Raw genomic sequence first — 22,592 nt, forward strand, 5'->3', positions numbered from 1 at the left:
CGACCGCCCCGACGCCAAGGAAGACCCGCCATGAGCACCCGAACCGACACCGCGCCGGACGAGGCTCCGGCCCCCGCGCCGGACACCACGTGGTTCGCCCACGACCGCTTCGGCATGTTCGTCCACTGGGGTCTGTACTCCCTGGCCGCGCGCCACGAGTGGGTGAAGACCAGGGAGCGGATGACGGACGAGCAGTACCAGGTGTACTTCGACCACTTCGACCCCGACCTTTACGCCCCGGCCGACTGGGCGAGGACCGCGAAGGCCGCCGGGATGCGGTACGTGGTGCTGACCACCAAACACCACGACGGCTTCTGTCTCTGGGACAGCCGGCTCACCGACTACAAGGTGACCCGCACGCCCCACGGCCGCGACCTGGTCGGGCCGTTCGTCGAGGCGTGCCGCGCCGAAGGCCTCAAGGTCGGCTTCTACCACTCCCTGATCGACTGGCACCACCCGTCGTTCCCCGTCGACGGCACCCATCCGCTCCGTGACGACGAGGAGTTCAAGGCCGCGGCGGCCGGCCGCGACATCCGCGACTACCGGCGCCACCTGCACGGGCAGGTCCGCGAGCTGCTCACCGACTACGGACGGATCGACTACCTCTTCTTCGACTTCTCCTACGCGGGACGCGACGAGTGGTGGGGCGGCAAGGGCCCGGACGACTGGGACTCCCCCCGACTCCTCGACCTGGTCCGCGAGCTCCAGCCGCACATCCTGGTCAACGACCGGGCCGGGCTGCCCGGGGACTTCGTCACTCCCGAGCAGTACCAGCCCTCCGCCCCGATGACCTCCGGCGGCCGACCGGTCCTGTGGGAGGCGTGCCAGACCCTCAACGGGAGCTGGGGCTACGACCGCGACAACCTCGACCGCAAGAGCCCCGATCTGCTCGTCCGGATGCTCGTCGACGGCGTCTCCAAGGGCGGCAACCTGCTGCTGAACGTCGGTCCCACGGGCCGCGGCCACCTCGACCCGCGCGACACCGCCGCCCTCGCCGAGGTCGGCCGGTGGATGGACCTGCACGAACGGTCCGTGCGCGGCTGCGGCCCCTCCCCGTTCACCCCGCCCGCCGACTGCCGGTACACCCAGCGCGGCGACCGCCTCTACATCCACCTCTTCGCCTGGCCGCTGCGCCACCTGCACCTGCCCGGGCTCGACGGCCGTGTGCGCTACGCGCAACTCCTGAACGACGCGTCGGAGGTCGTCCGGGTCCAGGTGGACCCCGACCGTCCTGCGGTCAACACACAGATGGGCGGCCAGCCGGCCGGCACGCTCACCCTGCGGCTCCCGGTCCAGCGCCCGGACACCCCCGTGCCCGTCATCGAGCTCCACCTGACGGACCCGTCCGACTGATCCGCCCGAGAAGCATCCCACCTCGCCCGATCATGGAGGCACCCATGCAACGACGCACGTTCCTCACCGGCACCGCTCTGGGGGCGGCCACCGCCGTCCTGCCCGTGTCCGGTCCGGCGCACGCAGGCGCCACCGCCGGGGTCGCACCCGCCGGCCGACGGGGCCGCACCGTCGCCGTCGACACCCTGGACGCGCTCCAGAAGGCGATCGACGCGGCCGTGCCCGGCACCCGCATCGTCGTCGCGAACGGCGCGTACACCGTTCCCGGGGGCCGGTCCGTGGTGGTCCGGGGGGTCCACGGCGCCGACGGCACGCCCGTCACGATCGTCGCCGCGTCGCGGGGCGGGGTCGTGCTGCACGGGGAGCGGAGCTTCCTCTTCGAGGACTCCACCCATGTCACCGTCAGCGGCTTCTCCTTCCGCCAGAGCACGACGCTGGAGGTCCCGCCGAGCTGTTCCCACGTCCGGCTGACCCGCAACGACTTCCGGCTCGCCGACGTCGAGGGGCTGCACTGGGTCATGGTGCGGGGCGACGACACCGTGATCGACCGCAACCACTTCCACGGCAAGACCACGCTCGGCGTCTTCCTCGGCATCGAGGGCGCCGGCACCGAGGCCATGGCCCAGCGCGTGCACGTGCACCGCAACCACTTCTCCGACCATTCCTTCGCCGGCTCCAACGGCGGCGAGCCGATCCGTCTCGGCGTCAGCCCCCGCGCCCTGTCCGGCGCGTACGCGATCGTGGAGCACAACCTGTTCGAGCGGGCCGACGGCGACCCCGAGGCCATCTCGGTGAAGAGCTCCCACAACGTCATCCGGCACAACACCATCCGGAACAGCCTCGGCGGCATCGTGCTGCGCCACGGCAACGGCACCCGGGTCGAGGGCAACCACCTCATCGGCGGCAAGGAGGGCGTGCGGATCTACGGCAACGACCACGTCGTCGTCAACAACTACCTGGCCGGGCTGTCCGGGCGGGCGATGGTGGTCGGCAGCGGTACGGCGCGCGACCACGTACCCGGCGAGTCGCCCACAGCCCGCCGGGGCAACGACGCCCCCGACCGTGTCCTCATCGCCCACAACACCTTCCTGGACAACGCGAGCGCGCTCTCCGGCGAGAGCAACCGGCCGCACGAGCCCCGTGACGTGACCGTCGCCGACAACCTGCTGGTCGGCCAGGCCGGCGACCTGGTCGAGATGGCGAACACCGTGCGGTTCACCTGGCAGGGCAACATCCACTTCGGGGCGGCGGGCGACGGCAACGTCCCGGCCGGCGGTTTCGTGCGGGCCGACCCCCTGCTGGTGCCGGGGTCCGACGGGGTGCACCGGCTGTCCGGCGGGAGCCCCGCGATCGGGGCGGCCACGCTGCGGAGCACGCCCGTCACCCACGACATCGACGGCGATCCGCGGGGGACGCTGCGGGACGTGGGTGCCGACGAGTACGCGACGCGCGCCCCGCGGTACCGGCCCCTGACACCGGCCGACGTGGGCCCGAACTCCCGCTGACCACCTCCCTGTCCGCCTCCCCGCCCCCGACCGCCCCGCCCGGAAGGCCGCCGTGACCGAGAACCCCCCGCTTCCCGCGCCCGAGGACGTGCGGGGCCCCGTGCCCGGCGGCGGGGGTTACGGGGCCGCCTCCGTCCGGCTCGGGATCTGCTCGGTCACCTTTCGGCACCTGCCCGCCGCGGAGGTCGCCCGCCGTGCCGCCGGCGCGGGTCTGGAGGTGATCGAGTGGGGGGCGGACGTGCACGCCCCGCCCGGGGAGCCGGAGGTTCTCCGGGCGGTCCGGGACGCCACCGAGCTGCACGGCCTGGTCTCCTGCTCGTACGGCTCGTACTTCCACTGCCTCCCGGACGAGCTGCCCGGGTTCGCGGAGGTCGCCCGCGGCGCGGTCGCGCTCCGGGCGCCTCGGGTACGTGTCTGGGCGGGGACCTCCGGGTCGGCGGACGTGACGGAGGAGGAGCGGTCCCGGATCACCGCGGGTCTGCGGGAGGCGGCGCTGATCGCGCGGGACCACGGCCTCGAGATCGCCCCGGAGTTCCACGCCGGAACGCTGACCGATTCGACGGCCTCCACGGTCCGCCTCCTGGAAGAGGCGGGGGTGGACGGTGTGGGCGCCTACTGGCAGCCGCCGCAGGACGCTCCCGACGAGGAGGCGCTGGCAGGTCTCGACGTCCTGGCCGACCGTGTCGGCGCGGTCCATGTCTTCTCCTGGTGGCCGGGCAACCACCGGCTGCCCCTCGCCGCCCGCGACGGCCTGTGGGACCGGGTGTTCGGGCTGCTCGGTGACCGGCCCGTGCCCCGGGACGCCCTCCTGGAGTTCGTCCCGGGCGACGATCCCGCCGTTCTGGAACGCGAGGCCGCGACGCTGCGGCGCCTGGCGTTCCCGGGGCCCGGTCGGGGCCGCTCGCCCCTGGCGTAGGGTGACAGCACACAGAACACATCCGATGTATTTCGCCGTGGACAGGAGGACGCCTTGGCCGTTACCGACGAGGCGATCGGGAAGATCAAGGAGATGATCGTCTCCGGCGCGCTACGTCCGGGCGACCGTCTGCCCAAGGAGGCCGACCTCGCCGCCGAGCTGGGACTGTCGCGCAACTCCCTGCGGGAGGCGGTCAAGGCGCTCTCGCTGCTGAACATCCTCGACGTCCGGCAGGGCGACGGGACGTACGTCTCCAGCCTCGACCCGCCCCTGCTCCTCGAAGCGGTGTCGTTCGTACTGGACTTCCACCAGGACGATCAGGCGCTCCAGGCGCTGAAGGTGCGGGGCATCCTGGAGCCCGCGGCGACCGCCCTGGCGGCGGAGCGGATCGACGAGGAGGAGATCCGGGAGCTCGGCGCCCTCCTCGACCGGCTCGGCGAGGCGCCGAGCCTGGAACAACTCGTGGCCAGCGACCTGGAGTTCCACCGGCGGATCGCCGCCGCCTCCGGGATCCCGCTGCTGTGCTCGTTGCTCGACAGCATCTCCGGGGCCACCGTGCGGGCCCGCCTGTGGCGCGGCATCACCGAGGAGACGGCGGTGGCGAGGACCCTGTCCGAGCACCGGGCGATCCTGGACGCCCTCGCCGCGCGCGACGCGCGTACGGCGGAGGCGTGGGCGACGATCCACATCTCCAACGTGGTCCGGTGGCTCGACAGCGTGCTGTGAGACACGGCCCCTCCGATCCCGGTGCGCGACCGGCCGCGCACCGCCCGGGCGCCCGTCCCCCGAGGGGGCGGGCGCCCGTCGTCGTAGGGCCGCGTCCGGCGCGGCGGGAGGGGTGGGCGGCGATGCCGGAGAGCACCCACCCAAGAAACATCCGATGTCTACTTGCCTCGCCTCTCATGAGCGCCGTATCGTTCTCGCTCAACAGGCCAATCACCCGATCTGTGCTGAGGGTTGGGGCTGCTCCGCGTCGGCGGGCAGACGAAGCCGAACGCCGAACAGGCAGCCCAGGTGTGAAAGGAACCCCGTTGTCCACTGGCATCACACGGGTCGTCGCGATGGACACCTACGACATTCGTTTCCCGACCTCCCGCCAACTCGACGGGTCCGACGCGATGAACCCGGACCCCGACTACTCCGCGGCCTACCTCGTCCTGCGCACCGACGCGCCCGACGGCCTCGCGGGGCACGGCTTCACCTTCACCATCGGCCGCGGCAACGACGTCCAGGTCGCGGCGCTCGACGCACTGCGCCCGCACGTCCTCGGCCGGTCCGTGGAGGATCTCTCCGCCGATCCGGGGCTGGTCAGCCGGGCGTTGACCGGCGACAGCCAGCTCCGCTGGCTCGGCCCCGAAAAGGGCGTCATGCACATGGCCATCGGGGCCGTGGTCAACGCCGTGTGGGACCTGGCGGCCAAGCGCCGGGGCGTACCCCTGTGGAAGCTGCTCGCCGACGCCGAGCCCGAATGGCTCGTCTCCCAGGTGGACTTCCGCTACATCGCCGACGCGCTCACCCCCGAGGAAGCGCTGGAGCTGCTGCGGCACGGAAGGGAGGGCGGCGCCGGGCGCGAGAAGACGCTGCGGGCCGAGGGCTACCCCGCCTACACCACGTCGCCCGGCTGGCTCGGCTACTCCGACGAGAAGCTGACGCGGCTGGCCGAGGAGGCGGTGGCCGCCGGCTTCACCCAGATCAAACTGAAGGTGGGCGCCGACCTGGCGGACGACATACGCCGCTGCCGGGCGGCCCGCGCGGCCGTCGGCCCGGACGTCCGGCTGGCGCTCGACGCCAACCAGCGGTGGAACGTGGCCGAGGCGATCGAGTGGACCCGGGCACTGGCCGAGTTCGACCCGTACTGGATCGAGGAGCCGACCAGCCCGGACGACATCCTGGGGCACGCCCGGATCCGGGCCGCCGTCGCCCCGGTCAAGGTGGCCACCGGAGAGCACGTCCAGAACCGCATCGTGTTCAAGCAGCTCCTCCAGGCGGGCGCCGTCGACGTGGTCCAGCTGGACGCGGCCCGGGTCGGCGGGGTGAACGAGAACCTCGCCATCCTGCTGCTCGCGGCCAAGTTCGGCGTTCCCGTCTGTCCGCACGCCGGCGGTGTCGGCCTGTGCGAACTGGTCCAGCACCTGGCGATGTTCGACTACGTGGCACTCAGCGGGACCACCGAGGACCGGGTCATCGAGTTCGTCGACCATCTGCACGGGCACTTCGAGCACCCGGCCGTCGTACGGGGCGGCAGATACACGGCGCCCCTCTCCCCGGGCTTCTCCGCGGAGATGTACCCCGCCTCGCTGGCCACCTTCGCGTACCCGGGCGGCACGTTCTGGACCGACGACCTGGCAGCCGCCGGGACTGCCGGGGACGCCGAACCGGTCGGCGCGGCCGGTGTCGTCACGGAGACCGTGGAGGTGACGGCATGACCGCCCCACCCCTCTCCGGCCTGCGGGCCGTCGTCACCGGCGGCGCCTCCGGCATCGGACTCGCCGTCGCCCGGATGCTCGACGCGCACGGAGTCGCCGTCGCCGTCCTGGACCGCAACGCGGACGCCGTGCCCGGGACGCTCACCGCACTCCGTGCGGACGTGGGCGACGACGCCTCCGTGCGCGAGGCGGTCGGAGCGGCCGCCTCGGCGCTCGGCGGCATCGACATCCTGGTCAACAACGCGGGCATCGGCGCGGCCGGGACCGTCGAGGACAACCCCGACGACCAGTGGCACGACGTCCTCGACGTCAACGTCCTCGGCGTCGTCCGCACCACCCGGGCCGCACTGCCCCATCTGCGCCGGTCGGAGCATGCCGCCGTCGTCAACGTCTGCTCCATCGCCGCCACCGCCGGCCTGCCCCGGCGGGCGCTGTACTCGGCGAGCAAGGGCGCCGTCCTGTCGCTGACGCTCGCCATGGCCGCCGACCACGTCCGCGAGGGAATCCGCGTCAACTGCGTCAACCCCGGCACCGTGGACACCCCGTGGGTCGGCCGCCTCCTCGACGCGGCCGACGACCCGGCGGCCGAACGCGCGGCGCTCAGCGCCCGCCAGCCCACCGGGCGGCTGGTGAGCGCCGAAGAGGTCGCGGCGGCCGTCGTCTACCTGGCCTCCCCCGCCGCCGGGTCGGTGACGGGCACGGCCCTCGCCGTCGACGGCGGCATGGCCGGCCTCCGGCTGCGCCCGGCGGGGACATGAGCACGGGGAGGGAGCACGCCGGGGGCACGGCCCCGGGTCCGGGCCCGGGGCGCGTACCGCTCGGAAGGGGCTCCGCCTGGACGACCCGTCTCGCGTTCGGCGCGGCGGGGATCGGCAACCTCTACCGGAGCGTCACCGACGCGGAGGCCGACGGGGCCCTCTCGGCCGCGTGGGACGGCGGCGTCCGGTCGTTCGACACCGCGCCGCACTACGGCCTCGGGCTGTCCGAGCGGCGGCTCGGCGCGTTCCTCCGGGACCGGCCCCGCGACGCGTACACCGTCTCCACGAAGGTCGGCAGGCTCCTCGTTCCCGACCCGGGCGCGCGCGGGGACGACCTCGCCCACGGCTTCGCGGTGCCCGCCGCGTACCGCAGGGTGTGGGACTTCGGCGCGGACGGGATCGTACGGAGCCTCGAAGCGAGTCTGGAGCGGCTCGGGCTCGACCGCGTCGACATCGTGTACCTGCACGACCCGGACGACCACGCCCACCAGGCCCTGCGCGAGGCGTACCCGGCGCTGGAACGCCTGCGCGCCGAGGGGGTCGTCGGGGCCATCGGCGTGGGCATGAACCAGACGGCGGTTCCCGCCCGCTTCGTCACCGAGACCGACATCGATGTGGTCCTGCTGGCCGGCCGCTACACCCTGCTCGACCGGAGCGGCCTCGACGAGCTGCTGCCCGCCGCGCTCCGCCGCGGGGTGTCGGTCGTCGTCGGCGGGGTGTTCAACTCGGGTCTGCTGGCCGATCCCCGGCCGGGTTCCACCTACGACTACGCGGCGGCGCCGCCGGAGACGCTGCGGCGAGCCGTCCGGCTGCGGGAGATCTGCGAGCGTCACGGGGTGCCGCTGCGGGCCGTGGCGGCCCGCTTCCCGCTGGGTCATCCCGCCGTGGCCGGGGTCCTGATCGGTCTGCGCAGCGCGGCGGAGGCCGAGGACGCCGTCGACCTGCTGGGCCGGGAGATCCCCGCAGCCCTGTGGGAGGAACTGCGGCGCGAGGGCTGCCTGTCCGACGACGTCCCGGTCCCCCGGCCCTCGACGTCATCCTGACCGACACCGACACCTCTGGAGCAGACCGTTGAGAATCGCCCTGCACACCCGGGTCCGCGCGGACCGTGTCGCCGCGTACGAGCAGGCACACCGCGAGGTGCCGCCCGAACTGACCCGGGCGATACGGGAGGCCGGCTGCACGTCCTGGACGATCTGGCGCAGCGGCACGGACCTCTTCCACCTGCTGGACTGCGAGGACTACGCACGGCTCCTGGCCCACCTGGAGGAGCTGCCGGTCAACGTGGAGTGGCAGGCCCGCATGGCCGACCTCCTGGAGGTCGTGCACGACTACTCCGGCGCGGGCGCCGACGCGGGCCTGCCGGTGGTGTGGCAGCTGTGAGCGGGCCCCTCCTCGTCGACGCCCACCAGCACCTGTGGGACCTCTCCGTGCGCGACCAGGACTGGATCACCGGTCCCGCGCTCGCCCCGCTGCGCCGGACCTTCGCCGAGGACGACCTGCGGGCCGAGACCGACGCGGCCGGGGTGACGGCCACCGTGCTCGTGCAGACCGTGACCGTGGCCGAGGAGACCCCGGAGATGCTGGCGGTGGCGCACGGCAGCGGGACGGTCGCCGGGGTGGTGGGCTGGACGGACCTGACGGCTCCCGGCGTCGCGGACGCCCTGGCCGCGCTGGTCCGGCTGCCGGGCGGGGACCGGCTGGTGGGGATCCGGCACCAGGTCCAGTCGGAGCCGGACCCCGGGTGGCTGCTGCGACCCGATGTGGGGCGCGGCCTCGCGGCGGTGGCCGAGGCCGGTCTCGTCCACGAACTGGTGATCCTCCCCCACCAGTTGCCGGCGGCGGTCTCCGCCGCGGCGGCGCTGCCGGAGCTGACCTTCGTCCTCGACCACGCGGCGAAGCCGCCCGTAGCCTCGGGGGAGCTCGAACCCTGGGCGGCCGGGCTGCGCGCCTTCGCGGCGCTGCCCAACACCGTGTGCAAGCTCTCGGGCCTGGTCACCGAGGCCGACTGGCGGACCTGGACCGTGGAGGACCTGCGCCCGTACGCCGACGTGCTGCTCGACGCGTTCGGCCCGTACCGGCTGATGTTCGGCTCCGACTGGCCCGTCTGCACACTCGCGGCCTCCTACGGGCGTGTCCTCGCGACGGCCCGGCTGCTGACCGGGGCGCTGAGCCCGTCGGAGCGGGCGGCCGTGTTCGGCGGCACGGCCGTGGACACGTACGGGCTGACGCCGCCGGGGGTGTGACGCGGCGTCGGCGTGCGGACGGAGGCACGGTCCGGAGGGTGCCGGCCCGGGGTGGCCGTCGGGCGGGGTGGCCGCGGACCTCAGGCGCCGGCCCTGCGCTTGTTCCAGACGTCGAAGCCGACCGCCGCGAGGAGCGCCAGACCTTTGATCACCTGCTGCCAGTCGGTGCCGATGCCGACCAGGTTCATCCCGTTGTTGAGGACTCCGAGGACCAGGCCGCCGATGACGGCGCCCAGCACCGTCCCGACGCCGCCGCTCATCGACGCCCCTCCGATGAAGGCCGCGGCGATGGCCTCCAGTTCGAAGTTGATGCCCGCCTTGGGCGAGGCCGCGTTGAAGCGCGCCGCGAACACCAGTCCGGCCAGGGCCGCCAGCATCCCCATGTTCAGGAAGACCGCGAAGGTCACCTTGCGGTCCTTGACGCCCGACAGCTTGGCCGCGGGGAGGTTGCCGCCGATGGCGTAGACGTGCCGCCCCACCACCACGTTGCGCATCACGTAGCCGAAGCAGACCAGCAGAACGGCGAGGACGAGCAGGACGACGGGCGCGCCCTTGTAGCTGGCGAGCAGGAGCGTGGCGGCCGTGATGGCGGCGACCAGGGCGACGAGTTTCAGGACGAACAGGTTCTTCGGCAGGGGCGCCAGGTCGAACTCCGCCTGCCGGCCGCGGTTGCGGACCTCCTGGTTGACCACCAGGGCGATCACGCCGATACCGAGCAGCAGGGTCAGGTTGTGGTAGTTGGTGACGGGGCCGACCTCCGGCAGGAAGCCGTTCGCGACCTTCTGCAGTCCTTCGGGGAAGGGGCCCAGGGTCTGTCCCCGCAGAAAGATCTCGGTCAGTCCCCGGAACAGCAGCATGCCGGCCAGGGTGACGATGAACGACGGTATGCCGACGTACGCGATGAAGAAGCCCTGGAGCGCCCCCGCGGCCGCGCCGATGAGCAGGGTCACCACCACGGCGAGGGGCCAGGAGAGGTGGTGCTCCACCATCAGCACCGCCGCGACCGCCCCGACCAGGGCTGTCAGCGATCCCACGGAGAGGTCGATGTGCCCGGAGATGATGACGATCATCATGCCGATGGCGAGAATGAGGATGTAGCTGTTCTGCAGGACGAGATTGGAGACGTTGCGTGGCAGGAGCAGGTCGCCGCCCGTCCAAATCTGGAAGAGCAGCACGATGAGTCCCAGCGCGAACAGCATCCCGTACTGCCGGGTGTTGCTCCGGACGCTGTCCACCAGCAGACGTGTCACCGCGGGTGCGGCGCCCCGTCGTCGGCCGCCGTCGGTCGCGGCCGGAGGGGTCGGGCCGAGGTCAGTGCTCATCGGGGAGTCCTTCGTGGGGTGCGGGGTGCCGGGGCGCGGGGACGGCGGTGTCGTGCGTCATGTACCGCATCAGCAGCTCCTGGTCGGCTTCGGCGCGGGAGCTCTCGCCGGTGACCCGGCCGGCCGCCATGGTGTAGACGCGGTCGCACATGCCCAGGAGTTCGGGCAGCTCGGACGAGATCATCAGGACCGCTCTGCCTTCGGCGGCGAGCCGGTCGATCACCGTGTAGATCTCGTATTTGGCGCCGACGTCGACGCCTCTGGTCGGTTCGTCCAGGATGAGGACCTCGGGCCCGGCGAGGATCCACTTGGCCAGGACGACCTTCTGCTGGTTCCCGCCGGACAGCCGCCCCACCTGTTCCAGGACATTGCGGGCCCGGATTTTCATGGTGCGGCGGAAGCCCTCGGCGAGGACGCGTTCCCGGTGGCTGTCGACCACGCCGCGCCGGGCCAGCCGGGGCAGTGAGGCGAGGGAGATGTTCCTGGTGACGGAGTCCTGGAGGTTCAGGCCGTAGTGCTTGCGGTCCTCCGTCACATAGGCGATACCCGCCTCGACGGCCTCCGGAACGGTGCGGGTGCGTGTCTCGGTCCCGTCGCGGAGCACCGTTCCGGAGAGGTATCTCCCGTAGGAACGGCCGAAGACGCTCATGGCGAGTTCCGTACGGCCGGCGCCCATCAGCCCGGCGATGCCCACGATCTCGCCGCGCTCCACCCGTAGCGACACCCCGTCGACCACCTTCCGCTGGTGGTCGACGGGGTGGCCCACGGTCCAGTCGCGGATCTCCAGGGCCGGTGCGGGAGCGGGCGGGGTCGTGCGGGGGGTCCGGTCGGGGAAGCGGTTGTCGAGGCTCCGGCCCACCATGCCTCGGATGATGCGCTCCTCCGTGGTCTCCGGTGCGCCGAGGTCGAGGGTCTCCACGGTGCGGCCGTCGCGGAGGATGGTGACGGAGTCGGCGACCCTCGCGATCTCGTTGAGCTTGTGCGAGATGATGATCGAGGTGATGCCCTGGCTCTTCAACTCTCGTATCAATTCAAGGAGTTGGGCACTGTCCTCGTCGTTCAGCGCGGCGGTCGGCTCGTCGAGGATGAGCAGTCCGACGTCCTTGGCCAGCGCCTTGGCGATCTCGACCAGTTGCTGCTTGCTGACGCCGATGTCGGCGACCCGGGTCCGGGGGTGCTCGTCCAGCCCCACCCGGCGCAGGAGTCCGGCGGCCCGGCGCAGCGTCTCCGGCCAGGCGATGACTCCGCGCCGGGCGGACTCGTGGCCCAGGAAGATGTTCTCGGCGATCGAGAGCTGGGGCACCAGGGCCAGCTCCTGGTGGATGATCACGATGCCGCGCCGCTCGCTGGCGCGGATGTCGCGGAACCGGCACTCCTCGCCCTCGTAGCGGATCTCTCCTTCGTAACTGCCGTACGGATGAACGCCGGAGAGGACCTTCATCAGCGTGGACTTGCCCGCGCCGTTCTCGCCGCACAGCGCGTGGACCTCGCCGCGTCCGACGCGCAGGTTCACCCCGCTCAGCGCCTTCACACCGGGGAACGCCTTGCCGATGGACCGCATGTCGAGCACGAGGTCGCCGGGCGCGTCCCCTTCCGGTGCTCCGCCGGGCGCCGGGGCTTCGCCCGTCACCGCAGGTCCTCGGCCTTCAGATAGCCGGATTCCACCAGTACGGCGCGGTAGTTGCTCCTGTCCACGCTGACCGGCGGCAGCAGGTGGGCGGGGACGACCTTCTTCCCGTTGTCGTACGTCGTGGTGTCGTTGGTCTCGGGCTTCTTCCCGTCCAGGACCGCTCCGACCATGTCGGACGCCACCTGGGCGAGTGCGCGGGTGTCCTTGTAGACGGTCTGGGTCTGCTCGCCCGCGATGATCGACTTCACCGACGCGGCCTCCGCGTCCTGCCCGGTGACCACCGGCAGGGGCTTGGCGGCGCTGCCGTAGTCGTCGGACTTGAGGGCCGACAGGATGCCGATGGAGATGCCGTCGTACGGCGAGAGGACCGCGTCGACCCGGTCGGCGGAGTACGTGGAGGTGAGCAGGTCGTCCATCCGGCGCTGGGCGGTGCCGCCGTCCCAGCGCAGCGTGGTGACCTGGTTGAGGCGGGTCTGCCCGGAGCGGACGACGAGGCGCTTGTCGTCGATGTAGGGCTTGAGCACCTTCATGGCGCCGTTGAAGAAGTACTTGGTGTTGTTGTCGTCGTTCGACCCCGCGAACAGCTCGATGTTGAAGGGACCCTTGTCCGGCTGCTCCTTCAGGGCGAGCTTGTCGACGATGTAGCCCGCCTGGAGCTCCCCGACCTTCTCGTTGTCGAACGAGGCGTAGTAGTCGACGTGGGGAGAGCCGAGGATCAGCCGGTCGTAGGAGATGACGGGGATGTCGGCGTCGGCGGCCTGCTGGAGGACGTTGGAGAGGGCCTCGCCGTTGATCGCGGCGATGACCAGGGCGTCCACCCCCTGGGTGATCATGTTCTCGATCTGGGAGACCTGCTGGTCGGGGTCGTCCTCTCCGTACTGGAGCGTGGTCCGGAAATCGGCCTTCTTCAGGCTCGTCGTCATGTTCCGGCCGTCGGCTATCCAGCGCTCCGACGACTTGGTCGGCATCGCGATGCCGATGGTCCTGGCACCCTCGCCGGACTTCTCGCGGCTTCCGCCCTCGCTGTTCTGACCGCAGGCGGTCAGCAGCAGGGCGCACGCGGTCGTGACGGCGAGGATCGGTAGAGCGGCTCGTCGATTCGTCATGGTCGTTACCTGGCATTCCCGTCGTTGGGGCGGCGTTGGGGCGCCTCGGGGGTGGTTCGGAACGGCTCGGGGGCGGCTTCGTGGTCGACGGCAGGCGGGCACGCCTCCGCCACGGCGCGGGCGCCGTCGACAGGGGAACCGCCCACCAGCCACTGGATTGTTAGCGCTCACACATGTCGGGGGCAAGAGGCGTTAAGCTGTTTCTCGAATTCGAGGTGGGCCCGTCGCCCTCGCGGAGCGTCCCGCGGCCGGGCCGCGGCCGTCGTCCGGAGGAAGCAAGGCATGACCCGCCCCACGGAGGCCCTCCGCCCACCAACGATGGCGGACGTCGCCCGGGAGGCGGGGGTCTCGCACCAGACCGTCTCCCGTGTGCTCAGCGGCCACCCCAACGTCCGGGCCACCACCCGGGAGCAGGTGACGGCCGCGATCGAACGGCTCGGCTACCGCCGCAACTCCGCGGCCCGCGCGCTGGTCACCCGGCGTTCGCGGACGCTCGGCGTGATCGCGGTGGACCCGACGCTCTACGGTCCCGCGAGCACGCTCGCCGGACTCCAGGAGGCCGCCCGCGACGAGGGGTACCTGGTCTCGACCGTCACCCTGCGCAGCGGCGGCGGTCACGCCCTGGAGGACGCGCTCGACCACCTGGCGGCCTGGGGCGTCGAGGGCGCGGTCGCGATCACCCCCCAGCGTTCCAGCGTGCGGGCCCTGGCACGGCTCACGCCGCCCTTCCCCGTCGTCACGGTGGAGGGCAGCCACGGGCTCGACATCCCCGGCGTCTCCCTCGACCAGGAGCTGGGCGCCCGCCTCGTCACCGAGCACCTCCTCGCCGCCGGCCACGAGACCGTCTGGCACGTGGCCGGCCCCGAGGACTGGCTGGAGAGCGCCGCGCGCACCGAGGGCTGGCGCGCCGTCCTGGAGGAGCACGGGATCCGCCCGCCGCGCGTGCTGCGGGGCGACTGGAGCCCCCTGTCCGGCTACCACGCGGGGCAGGAACTGGCGGGGCTGACCCTGGCACGGCGCGGCTCGACCCCGGTGACGGCGGCGTTCGTCGCCAACGACCAGATGGCGCTGGGGGTCCTGCGCGCGCTCCGGGAGGCGGGCATCCGCACCCCGCGGCAGGTGGCCGTCGCGGGCTTCGACGACATCCCCGAGGCGGGGTTCTTCCCTCCCCCGCTGACCACCGTGCGCCAGGACTTCACGGCCATCGGCCGCAGGAGCATCCAGTTGCTGCTGGAGCACATCGAGGGCACCGCGACCGGCGTGGAGCACATCGTGGTGGAGCCGCAGCTCATCGTCCGGGCGAGCACCCGGTCGCAGGACGGCGCCTGAGGCGGGCCCTCGGCGGGGACGGCCGGACCCACCCCTGCCCGGTGGCCGATTCCAGCCCCTCGGGCTCGCCCGGCCGGCCCCTCGGGCTCGCCCGGCCGGGCCCGTCGCACCGCCCGTCGCGCCGCCCGGACAGGCGCCTCGGCGACGCCCCGCGACCCCGGGCCGGAAGCCGGGAATCGCGCGGTGGACGAGGAGCACCCGAGGCACACGAGAAGCGCGCCCTCTTGCCCCAACCGATTGTTAGCGCTAACAATCAGGGGCGGTGAAGCTCCCCGCACCCACTCCCGCAGCAGAGAGTCCCGCTCGTGACCCCTCAGCCCGATCCCCCCGTCAGCCCACTCGACCACGCGCCCGACGCCTGCACCGTCGGCGTCGACTTCGGCACGCTCTCCGCCCGTGCCGTGGTGGTCCGCGTCCGCGACGGTGCGGAACTGGGATCCGCCGTGCACACCTACCGCAACGGCGTCATCGACCGGAGCCTGCCGGGCTCGGACACCCCGTTGCCCCCCGACTGGGCTCTCCAGGACCCGCGTGACTGGCGGGAGGCGCTCCGCACCGCCGTACCGGACGCGCTCGCGGCGGCCGGCGTCGATCCCGCCCGGGTCATCGCCATCGGCACCGACTTCACCTCCTGCACGGTGCTGCCGACGACCGCGGACGGCGTCCCGCTGGCCGAACAGCCCGCCTGGGCGGACCGCCCCCACGCGTGGCCGAAGCTCTGGAAGCACCACGCCGCCCAGGACCAGGCCGACCGCGTCAACGCCCTGGCGCACCAGCGCGGCGAGCCCTGGATCAGGCGGTACGGCGGCCGGATCTCCGCGGAGTGGCAGTACGCGAAGGCGCTCCAGGTGCTGGAGGAGGATCCGCAGGTGTACGCCGCCTGCGACCGCTGGATCGAGGCGGCCGACTGGATCGTCTGGCAGCTGACCGGCTCCGAGTCGCGCAACTCCTGCACCGCCGGCTACAAGGGCCTCCACCAGGACGGCGCCTATCCCTCGCCCGCGTATCTCGCCGGACTCCACCCGGACTTCGCGGACTTCCCCGCCACCCGGCTCGAACACCCGCTGCTTCCCCTCGGTTCCCGCGCCGGAACCGTGACCGCCGAGGCGGCGGCCCTGACCGGGCTCAGGCCGGGCACACCGGTCGCGGTGGGCAACGTCGACGCCCACGTCACGGCCCCCGCCGCCGGGGCGGTGGAGAACGGCCGTCTGCTCGCCATCATGGGGACCTCCACCTGCCACGTCGTCAACAGCGCGGAGTCGGCCGACGTCCCCGGGATCTGCGGTGTGGTCGACGGGGGCATCGTGGCGGGCGCGTACGGCTACGAGGCGGGGCAGAGCGGGGTGGGCGACATCTTCGCCTGGTGGCTGCGTCAGGGCGTTCCCGACGACTACCGCGCCGCCGCCGAAGCGGCCGGCGAGGACCTGCACGAGCACCTGACCGGGCTCAGCGCCCGGCAGCCGGTCGGCGCCCACGGTCTGGTCGCGCTGGACTGGATGAACGGCAACCGCTCCACGCTCGTCGACCACCACCTCTCCGGCGTGCTGGTGGGCCTCACGCTCGACACCCGCCCCGAGGACGTCTACCGCGCCCTGCTGGAGGCGACCGCCTTCGGCACCCGGGTCATCGTCGAGGCGCTGGAGGAACACGGGGTGCCCGTCACCGAGTTCATCGCGGCCGGCGGGCTCACGAAGAATCCGCTGCTCATGCAGATCTACGCCGACGTCCTGCGCCGCCCCGTGTCGCTCGCCACCTCCGACCAGGGCCCCGCCCTCGGGTCGGCCATCCACGCGGCGGTGGCGGCCGGAGCCTACCCGGACGTACGCGCGGCCGCCTCCCGGATGGGAAGCGTCGAGCGGAACGCGTATCTGCCGGACCCGGACAACGCCGACGTCTACGACCTCCTCTTCGCCGAATACCGCGCACTGCACGACCACTTCGGCTCCGGCGACGACCTTCTGCTGCACCGGCTGCGCAGACTCCGCAACCGGGTCAGGGCCGCCCGGCCGGCGCACTGACCCCGGCGCACTCCGCAGCTCACCGCACCCCGCGCCCGCACCCCGTACCCCGTACCCCGACAAAGGAGCACCCCGCCATGCCCCTCGCCCCCACCGACAGCGAAGTGTGGTTCCTGACGGGCAGCCAGTCGCTCTACGGCGAGGACACCCTCGCCCAGGTGGCCGCCCAGTCACAGCAGATATGCGAGACGATCGGCGCCGATGCCGGGCCGGCCGCACGGATCGTGTGGAAGCCCGTCCTGACCGAGGCGGACGCGATCCGTCGCATGTGTCTGGACGCCGAGGCGGACGACCGCTGCATCGGTCTCATCGCCTGGATGCACACCTTCTCCCCCGCCAAGATGTGGATCAGCGGCCTCGGTTCCCTGCGGAAGCCGCTCCTTCACCTCCACACCCAGGCGCATCGCGGACTCCCCTGGTCCACGATCGACATGGACTTCATGAATCTGAACCAAGCGGCCCACGGGGACCGCGAGTTCGGCCATATCCAGTCCCGCCTGGGCGTCGCCCGCAAGACCGTGGCGGGGCACGTCTCCTCGCCCGACGTGGCCGACCGCATCGCCGCCTGGACGCGTGCCGCCGTCGGCCGGGCCGAGTTCGCGCGACTGCGCCTCGCCCGCTTCGGGGACAACATGCGGGACGTCGCGGTCACCGAAGGGGACAAGGTCGAGGCCCAGTTCAGGTTCGGCACGTCCGTCAACACCTACGGCGTCAACGAGTTGGTGGAAGCCGTGGACGCCGTGGACGACGCCACCGTCCTGGCCCTCACCCGGGAGTACGCGGACAGCTACGCGCTGGCTGCCGAGCTGCGTCCGGGCGGAGAACGCCACGCGTCCCTGCGGTACGCGGCCCGCATCGAGGCCGGACTGCGCGGCTTCCTCACCGCCGGGGGCTTCGGCGCCTTCACCACCAACTTCGAAGACCTGGGCGGCCTGCGGCAGTTGCCCGGCCTGGCGGTCCAGCGCCTGATGGCCGACGGTTACGGCTTCGGGGGCGAGGGCGACTGGAAGACCTCGGCGCTGCTGCGCGCCACGAAGGCCATGGCGCTCGGGCTGCCGGGGGGCACCTCCTTCATGGAGGACTACACCTACGACCTCGCTCCGGACAGCGGCCTCATCCTGGGGGCCCACATGCTGGAGGTGTGCCCGTCCCTCGCCGCCACGACGCCCTCCTGCGAGATCCACCCGCTGAGCATCGGCGGCCGTGAGGACCCGGTCCGCCTGGTGTTCGACGCGGCCCCGGCACCCGGAGTCGTGGTGGGGCTGGCCGACATGGGCTCCCGTTTCCGGCTGGTCGCCAACCGGATCGACGTCGTGGGCCCGCCCGAACCGCTGCCCATGCTGCCCGTGGCCCGCGCGGTCTGGCGCCCGGAGCCCGACCTGCGGACCTCCGCCGAGGCGTGGCTGACCGCCGGCGCACCGCACCACACGGTGCTCTCCACGGCCCTGGGCCGCGAGGAGTTCGAGGACCTGGCCGACATGCTCGCCATGGAGCTCGCCTTCATCGACGCGGACACGACCGTACGCCGGTTCGCCCAGGAGCTCCGCTGGAACCAGGCCTACCACCGGCTGGCCGACGCCCTGTGAGCGCCCCCGCCCGGGCGACCGCTCCCCCACCCCCGCCAGGAGGCCCCTCCATGTCCCGCTCCGCTTTCGCCTCCCTGCGCGACGAGGTCCTCTCCGCCAACCTGCGCATCCCCCGGTCGGGCCTGGCCACCCTGACCTGGGGCAACGTGAGCGGGGTGGACCGGGAGGCCGGGGTGTTCGTCATCAAGCCCTCGGGGGTGCCCTACGACCGGCTCCGCGAGGAGCACCTCGTCGTCGTCGCGCTGGAGGACGGCCGGGTGGTCGAGGGGGGTCTGCGCCCCTCGACGGACACCGAGACGCACCGGAGTCTGTACCGGGCCTTCCCGTCGATGGGCGGCATCACCCACACCCACTCCCCGCACGCCGTGGCCTTCGCCCAGGCCCGCCGCCCGATCCCGGTGCTCGGCACCACGCACGCGGACACCTTCGACGGCCCGGTGCCGGTCACCGAGCCGCTCACCCCCGAACAGTGCGCGGTCGACTACGAGTTCAACACCGGACAGGTCATCGTGGAGCTGCTCGAGGGCGACGACGAGCGCGCCCGGACCGTGCCCGCCGCTCTCGTGGCCCACCACGGCCCGTTCACCTGGGGCGCGGACGCCCATGCCTCGCTGGAGCACGCCGTCATCTGCGAGGCCGTCGCGGAGATGGCGCTGCACACGCTCTCCCTGGGGGCCGTGCGGCCGCCCCAGCACCTGTTGGACCGCCACTTCACCCGTAAACACGGCGCGGACGCCTACTACGGCAACCCCGGGGCCATGTGACGCGCTCGGGGGGGGGCGCCACCGACGTGTGGGGATTCGGCCCCGTACGTACGGGAATTCACCTCTCACATGCGGGAATTCGGCCCGTACGTGCGGGGATTCGGCCCGTACGTGATCTGGCGGAGGTCGAGGTGAACGGCGCGTCGCAGGGGGCGTGAGTACGGCGGAGCAGTGCACCGTTCGCCATCCCACGCGCCCTGCCGAGGGCCCCGAGGCGCGGCGAGGATGAGCCGACCGCACAAGATCCCGTCGAATCCGCGCACCCGCCGTTTTGCGGGTGACCACGCGGTGGAAGGAATCCACGTTGCTGCTTCTCATCTCCCCGGACGGTGTCGAGGAAGCTCTCGCGTGCGCGAAGGCTGCGGAACACCTCGACATCGTCGACGTCAAGAAGCCCGACGAGGGGTCACTCGGTGCGAACTACCCCTGGGTCATCAGGGAGATCCGCGGAGCGGTCCCGGCGGACAAGCCGGTCTCCGCGACGGTCGGGGACGTGCCGTACAAGCCCGGCACGGTGGCCCAGGCGGCGCTCGGCGCGGCTGTCTCCGGCGCCACCTACATCAAGGTCGGTCTCTACGGGTGCACGACGCCCGACCAGGCCATCGACGTCATGCGGGGGGTCGTCCGGGCCGTGAAGGACTTCCGGCCCGACGCTTTCGTCGTGGCCTCGGGCTACGCCGACGCGCACCGGATCGGCTGCGTCAACCCGCTCGCGCTGCCCGACATCGCCCGCCGCTCGGGCTCCGACGCGGCCATGCTCGACACCGCGATCAAGGACGGGACCCGGCTGTTCGACCATGTGTCGCCCGAGGCGTGCGCGGAGTTCGTGCGGCTGGCCCACGGGGCCGGTCTGCTCGCCGCTCTCGCGGGCAGCGTCAAGACGGCGGACCTCGCCACGCTGACCCGCATCGGGACGGACATCGTGGGCGTGCGCGGGGCGGTCTGCGAGGGGGGCGACCGCAACACCGGGCGGATCCGGCCCCGGTTGGTGGCCGCCTTCCGCGCGGAGATGGACCGGCACGCCCGGGAGCACGCGGCCACCCCGGCCGCGAGCTGACCGCCGGCGTGGAACCGCAGCTGCGCCGCCCCGGCCCCGTACCCCGCGGTGAGCACTTCACCGTCCTCGATCCGGCGACGGGCGAGGCCTTCGACGAGGCGCCCGACCAGCAGGCGAAGGAGCTGGACGCGGTCGTGGGCCGCGCCCACGAGGCCTGGCCGGGCTGGCGGGCCGACCCCGCCGCCCGCACCGCCGCCCTGTTCGCGTCGGCCGACGCCGTGGAGGCGGCCGGGGCGGATCTCGCTCCCCTGCTCACCCGTGAGCAGGGCAAACCCCTGGCCGAGTCGTACGCGGAGATCGCCCGCACGGCGGCCCGCCTGCGCTACTTCGCCACGTCCGTTCCCGAGCCCTGTACGATCACGGACGGCCGGGCGGTGCACAGCGAGGTCCGCTGGCGGTCGCTCGGGCCCGTCGCCGCCATCGTCCCGTGGAACTTCCCGCTCCAGCTCGCCTCGGCGAAGTTCGCGCCCGCGCTCGCGGCGGGAAACACGGTGGTGCTCAAGCCCTCCCCGTTCACGCCGCTGGCCACCCGGCTGCTGGGGGACGTCCTGTCCGCCGCCCTCCCCGAGGGCGTGCTGACGGTCGTCACCGGGCGTGAACCGCTCGGCGCCTGCCTGGCGTCGCACCCGGGGATCCGCCATGTGACGTTCACCGGTTCGGTCACCGCCGGGCGGGCCGTGGCGGCCGGTGCGGCGTCCGGCCTCGCCCGGGTCACCCTGGAGCTGGGCGGCAACGACGCCGCCGTCCTGCTGGACGACGTGGATGTGGAGCGGATCGCGGACCGGCTGTTCTGGGCGGCGTTCCGCAACTGCGGGCAGGTCTGCATGGCGGTCAAGCGCGTCTACGCCCCGGCCCGGCTCCACTCCCGGGTGGTCGAGGCACTCGCGGAACGGGCGAAGAGCGTGGTCGTCGGAGCCGGCCTCGACCGGGCCACGGAGCTGGGGCCCCTCAACAACGCCGCCCAACTGGCCCGGGTGGAGCGGTACACGGCCACGGCCCTGGCGGACGGGGCGCGGGCCGCGGCCGGCGGCCACCGCCTGGACCGGCCCGGCTACTTCTACGCCCCGACCGTCCTGACCGATGTCCGGCCAGGGAGCCCGGTGGTGACGGAGGAGCAGTTCGGCCCGGTCCTGCCGGTGCTGCCGTACGGAAGCCTCGACGAAGCCGTCGAGGCGGCCAACGCCACCCGCTTCGGTCTCGGCGGCTCGGTATGGGGGACCGACCTGGACCGGGCCGAGGCGGTCGCCGGCCGGCTGGAGTGCGGGACGGCGTGGATCAACCACCACGCCGAACTCTCCCTCGCCCAGCCCTTCGCCGGTATCAAGGAGAGCGGCGTCGGAGTCGCGGGCGGGCCGTGGGGGCTGTACGGGAACCTGCGGCCGTTCGTCGTCCACCGTCCCCGGGAGGCCTGACGATGAGGTTCGGCGCGGCGGTACTGCGCGGTTACGAGGACCCGTTCGCCGTCGAGGAGGTGATCCTGAACGCGGGGCCGGCCGACGGCGAGATCCTGGTCCGGATCGCGGGGTGCGGACTGTGCCGGACCGACCTCGCCGTCCGGCACTCGGCGGGCCGCTCACCGCTGCCCGCGGTGCTCGGCCACGAGGGGGCCGGGGTGGTGGTGGAGACGGGCGGCCCGGACACCGGCCTCGGCCCCGGCGACCATGTCGTGCTGAGCTTCGACTTCTGCGGGCGGTGCCGGAGCTGCCTGGGCGGGTCACCCGCCTACTGCGACCGGTTCGCCGCGCTCAACCTCTTCGGGGGACGCACCGAGAACGCGGCCCGGTTCACCGACGGGGCCGGGGAGGCGCTGGCGCCCCGGTGGTTCGGCCAGTCCTCGTTCGCCGAGTACGCGATGGTCCCGGCCCGCAACGCCGTCCGGGTCGACGCCTCCCTTCCCCTCGAACTGCTCGGCCCGCTCGGCTGCGGCTTCCTCACCGGCGCCGGGGCGGTCCTCCACTCCTTCGGCGCCGGCCCCGGCGACACCGTCGCGGTCTTCGGCGCCGGGGCGGTGGGCCTGGCCGCGGTCATGGCGGCCACCGCCGCCGGGGCCCTCGTCGTGGCGGTCGACAGGCACCCCGAACGGCTGGCCCGGGCCGAGCGGTTCCACGCGGTCCCGCTGGACTCCGCCACGGCCGGTCTTCCCGGCCGCATCCAGCGGCTGACCGGCGGCGGCGCGCAGTACGCCCTGGACACCACGGGTTCCGCCCGGTTGATCAACGACGCTCTCCGGTCGCTGCGTCCGACCGGGCACCTGGGCCTGGTGGCAAGGCTGCGCACCACGCTGCCGCTGGAACCGGGGACCCTGGACCGGGGCCGGAAGATCTCCCACATCTGCGAGGGGGACGCGGTACCGGCGCTGCTGATCCCCCGGCTGACCGGGCTGTGGCAGGCCGGGCGGTTCCCCTTCGACCAGCTGATCCGTACGTACCCGCTCGCCGAGATCAACGAGGCGGAACGCGACTGCGACGCGGGCCGTGTGGTGAAGCCGGTCCTCATCCCGTAGGGCAGCGCGCACCTTCCGGAAGGAGCACGTGGATTCCGCGGCTCTTCCCCCGCGCTGCTCGCTGTCCGTCGTC

The 22,592-nt window shown here is 72.7% G+C and carries 19 protein-coding genes; 16 read left to right on the forward strand and 3 right to left on the reverse strand.

Features of this window, described 5'->3' with window-relative positions; genetic code table 11:
- Positions 1-30: 30 nt before the first annotated feature.
- The 9 genes from IE272_RS19505 (at position 31) to IE272_RS19545 (ending at position 9,204) form a co-directional block, all read left to right on the forward strand.
- Entirely contained in the window at positions 31-1,353 is a 1,323-nt protein-coding gene (locus IE272_RS19505) for an alpha-L-fucosidase (protein WP_190007370.1), read from the forward strand.
- A 44-nt stretch (positions 1,354-1,397) separates the two neighbouring features.
- A complete protein-coding gene (locus IE272_RS19510) occupies positions 1,398-2,858 on the forward strand; it encodes a polysaccharide lyase 6 family protein (RefSeq protein WP_190007371.1) in 1,461 nt (486 codons plus the stop codon).
- 52 nt (positions 2,859-2,910) lie between these two features.
- Positions 2,911-3,774 carry a sugar phosphate isomerase/epimerase family protein gene (locus IE272_RS19515; protein ID WP_098893321.1) on the forward strand — a complete coding sequence of 288 codons (864 nt, stop codon included), beginning with the start codon at positions 2,911-2,913 and terminating at the stop codon, positions 3,772-3,774.
- Positions 3,775-3,828: 54 nt separating this feature from the next.
- Positions 3,829-4,500: a FadR/GntR family transcriptional regulator gene (locus tag IE272_RS19520; RefSeq protein WP_050357579.1), complete on the forward strand. Its 672-nt coding sequence runs from the start codon at positions 3,829-3,831 to the stop codon at positions 4,498-4,500.
- Between the two features lie 335 nt (positions 4,501-4,835).
- Entirely contained in the window at positions 4,836-6,200 is a 1,365-nt protein-coding gene (locus tag IE272_RS19525; protein ID WP_050357823.1) for an enolase C-terminal domain-like protein, read from the forward strand.
- Positions 6,197-6,958: an SDR family NAD(P)-dependent oxidoreductase gene (locus IE272_RS19530; protein ID WP_056699383.1), complete on the forward strand. Its 762-nt coding sequence runs from the start codon at positions 6,197-6,199 to the stop codon at positions 6,956-6,958. Before IE272_RS19525 ends, IE272_RS19530 begins: the two co-directional genes overlap by 4 nt.
- A complete protein-coding gene (locus IE272_RS19535) occupies positions 6,955-8,001 on the forward strand; it encodes an aldo/keto reductase (protein WP_050357581.1) in 1,047 nt (348 codons plus the stop codon). Before IE272_RS19530 ends, IE272_RS19535 begins: the two co-directional genes overlap by 4 nt.
- Positions 8,002-8,029: 28 nt before the next feature.
- Complete coding sequence (locus tag IE272_RS19540; protein ID WP_050357582.1) at positions 8,030-8,341, forward strand: L-rhamnose mutarotase; 312 nt, start codon at positions 8,030-8,032, stop codon at positions 8,339-8,341.
- Positions 8,338-9,204: an amidohydrolase family protein gene (locus tag IE272_RS19545; protein WP_190007372.1), complete on the forward strand. Its 867-nt coding sequence runs from the start codon at positions 8,338-8,340 to the stop codon at positions 9,202-9,204. Before IE272_RS19540 ends, IE272_RS19545 begins: the two co-directional genes overlap by 4 nt.
- An 80-nt stretch (positions 9,205-9,284) precedes the next feature.
- Here IE272_RS19545 and mmsB read toward each other — a convergent pair whose 3' ends face one another.
- From mmsB to chvE, 3 genes are read right to left on the reverse strand one after another with little or no spacing between them, the layout of a single operon-like run.
- On the reverse strand, positions 9,285-10,526 hold the full coding sequence (mmsB, locus tag IE272_RS19550; RefSeq protein WP_190007373.1) for a multiple monosaccharide ABC transporter permease: 1,242 nt from the start codon (positions 10,524-10,526) through the stop codon (positions 9,285-9,287).
- The gene (mmsA, locus tag IE272_RS19555; protein ID WP_373304182.1) at positions 10,516-12,156 is read right to left on the reverse strand and encodes a multiple monosaccharide ABC transporter ATP-binding protein; all 1,641 of its coding nucleotides are present in this window, start codon (positions 12,154-12,156) and stop codon (positions 10,516-10,518) included. Before mmsA ends, mmsB begins: the two co-directional genes overlap by 11 nt.
- Positions 12,153-13,262: a multiple monosaccharide ABC transporter substrate-binding protein gene (gene chvE / locus IE272_RS19560; protein ID WP_190007374.1), complete on the reverse strand. Its 1,110-nt coding sequence runs from the start codon at positions 13,260-13,262 to the stop codon at positions 12,153-12,155. The genes mmsA and chvE overlap by 4 nt, the downstream gene beginning before the upstream one ends.
- Positions 13,263-13,544: 282 nt before the next feature.
- Between chvE and IE272_RS19565 the strand changes: the two genes are divergently transcribed.
- The 7 genes from IE272_RS19565 to IE272_RS19595 all read left to right on the forward strand — a co-directional run bounded on the left by IE272_RS19565 (position 13,545) and on the right by IE272_RS19595 (position 22,519).
- Positions 13,545-14,591: a LacI family DNA-binding transcriptional regulator gene (locus IE272_RS19565; RefSeq protein ID WP_050357587.1), complete on the forward strand. Its 1,047-nt coding sequence runs from the start codon at positions 13,545-13,547 to the stop codon at positions 14,589-14,591.
- 305 nt (positions 14,592-14,896) lie between these two features.
- Entirely contained in the window at positions 14,897-16,609 is a 1,713-nt protein-coding gene (gene araB / locus IE272_RS19570) for a ribulokinase (RefSeq protein WP_190007375.1), read from the forward strand.
- A gap of 77 nt (positions 16,610-16,686) precedes the next feature.
- On the forward strand, positions 16,687-18,195 hold the full coding sequence (gene araA, locus IE272_RS19575; protein WP_190007376.1) for an L-arabinose isomerase: 1,509 nt from the start codon (positions 16,687-16,689) through the stop codon (positions 18,193-18,195).
- A gap of 50 nt (positions 18,196-18,245) precedes the next feature.
- Entirely contained in the window at positions 18,246-18,959 is a 714-nt protein-coding gene (gene araD, locus IE272_RS19580; RefSeq protein WP_050357590.1) for an L-ribulose-5-phosphate 4-epimerase AraD, read from the forward strand.
- 304 nt (positions 18,960-19,263) lie between these two features.
- A complete protein-coding gene (locus tag IE272_RS19585) occupies positions 19,264-20,016 on the forward strand; it encodes a (5-formylfuran-3-yl)methyl phosphate synthase (RefSeq protein ID WP_050357591.1) in 753 nt (250 codons plus the stop codon).
- An 8-nt stretch (positions 20,017-20,024) separates the two neighbouring features.
- Positions 20,025-21,428, forward strand: a complete 1,404-nt coding sequence (locus IE272_RS19590; protein ID WP_190007377.1) for an aldehyde dehydrogenase family protein — start codon at positions 20,025-20,027, stop codon at positions 21,426-21,428.
- A 2-nt stretch (positions 21,429-21,430) separates the two neighbouring features.
- Positions 21,431-22,519, forward strand: coding sequence for an NAD(P)-dependent alcohol dehydrogenase (locus IE272_RS19595; protein WP_056699417.1), 1,089 nt, complete (start codon positions 21,431-21,433; stop codon positions 22,517-22,519).
- Positions 22,520-22,592: the final 73 nt, after the last annotated feature.

Origin of the sequence: Streptomyces anulatus, from assembly GCF_014650675.1 — a bacterium.
GTDB lineage: Bacteria > Actinomycetota > Actinomycetes > Streptomycetales > Streptomycetaceae > Streptomyces > Streptomyces anulatus.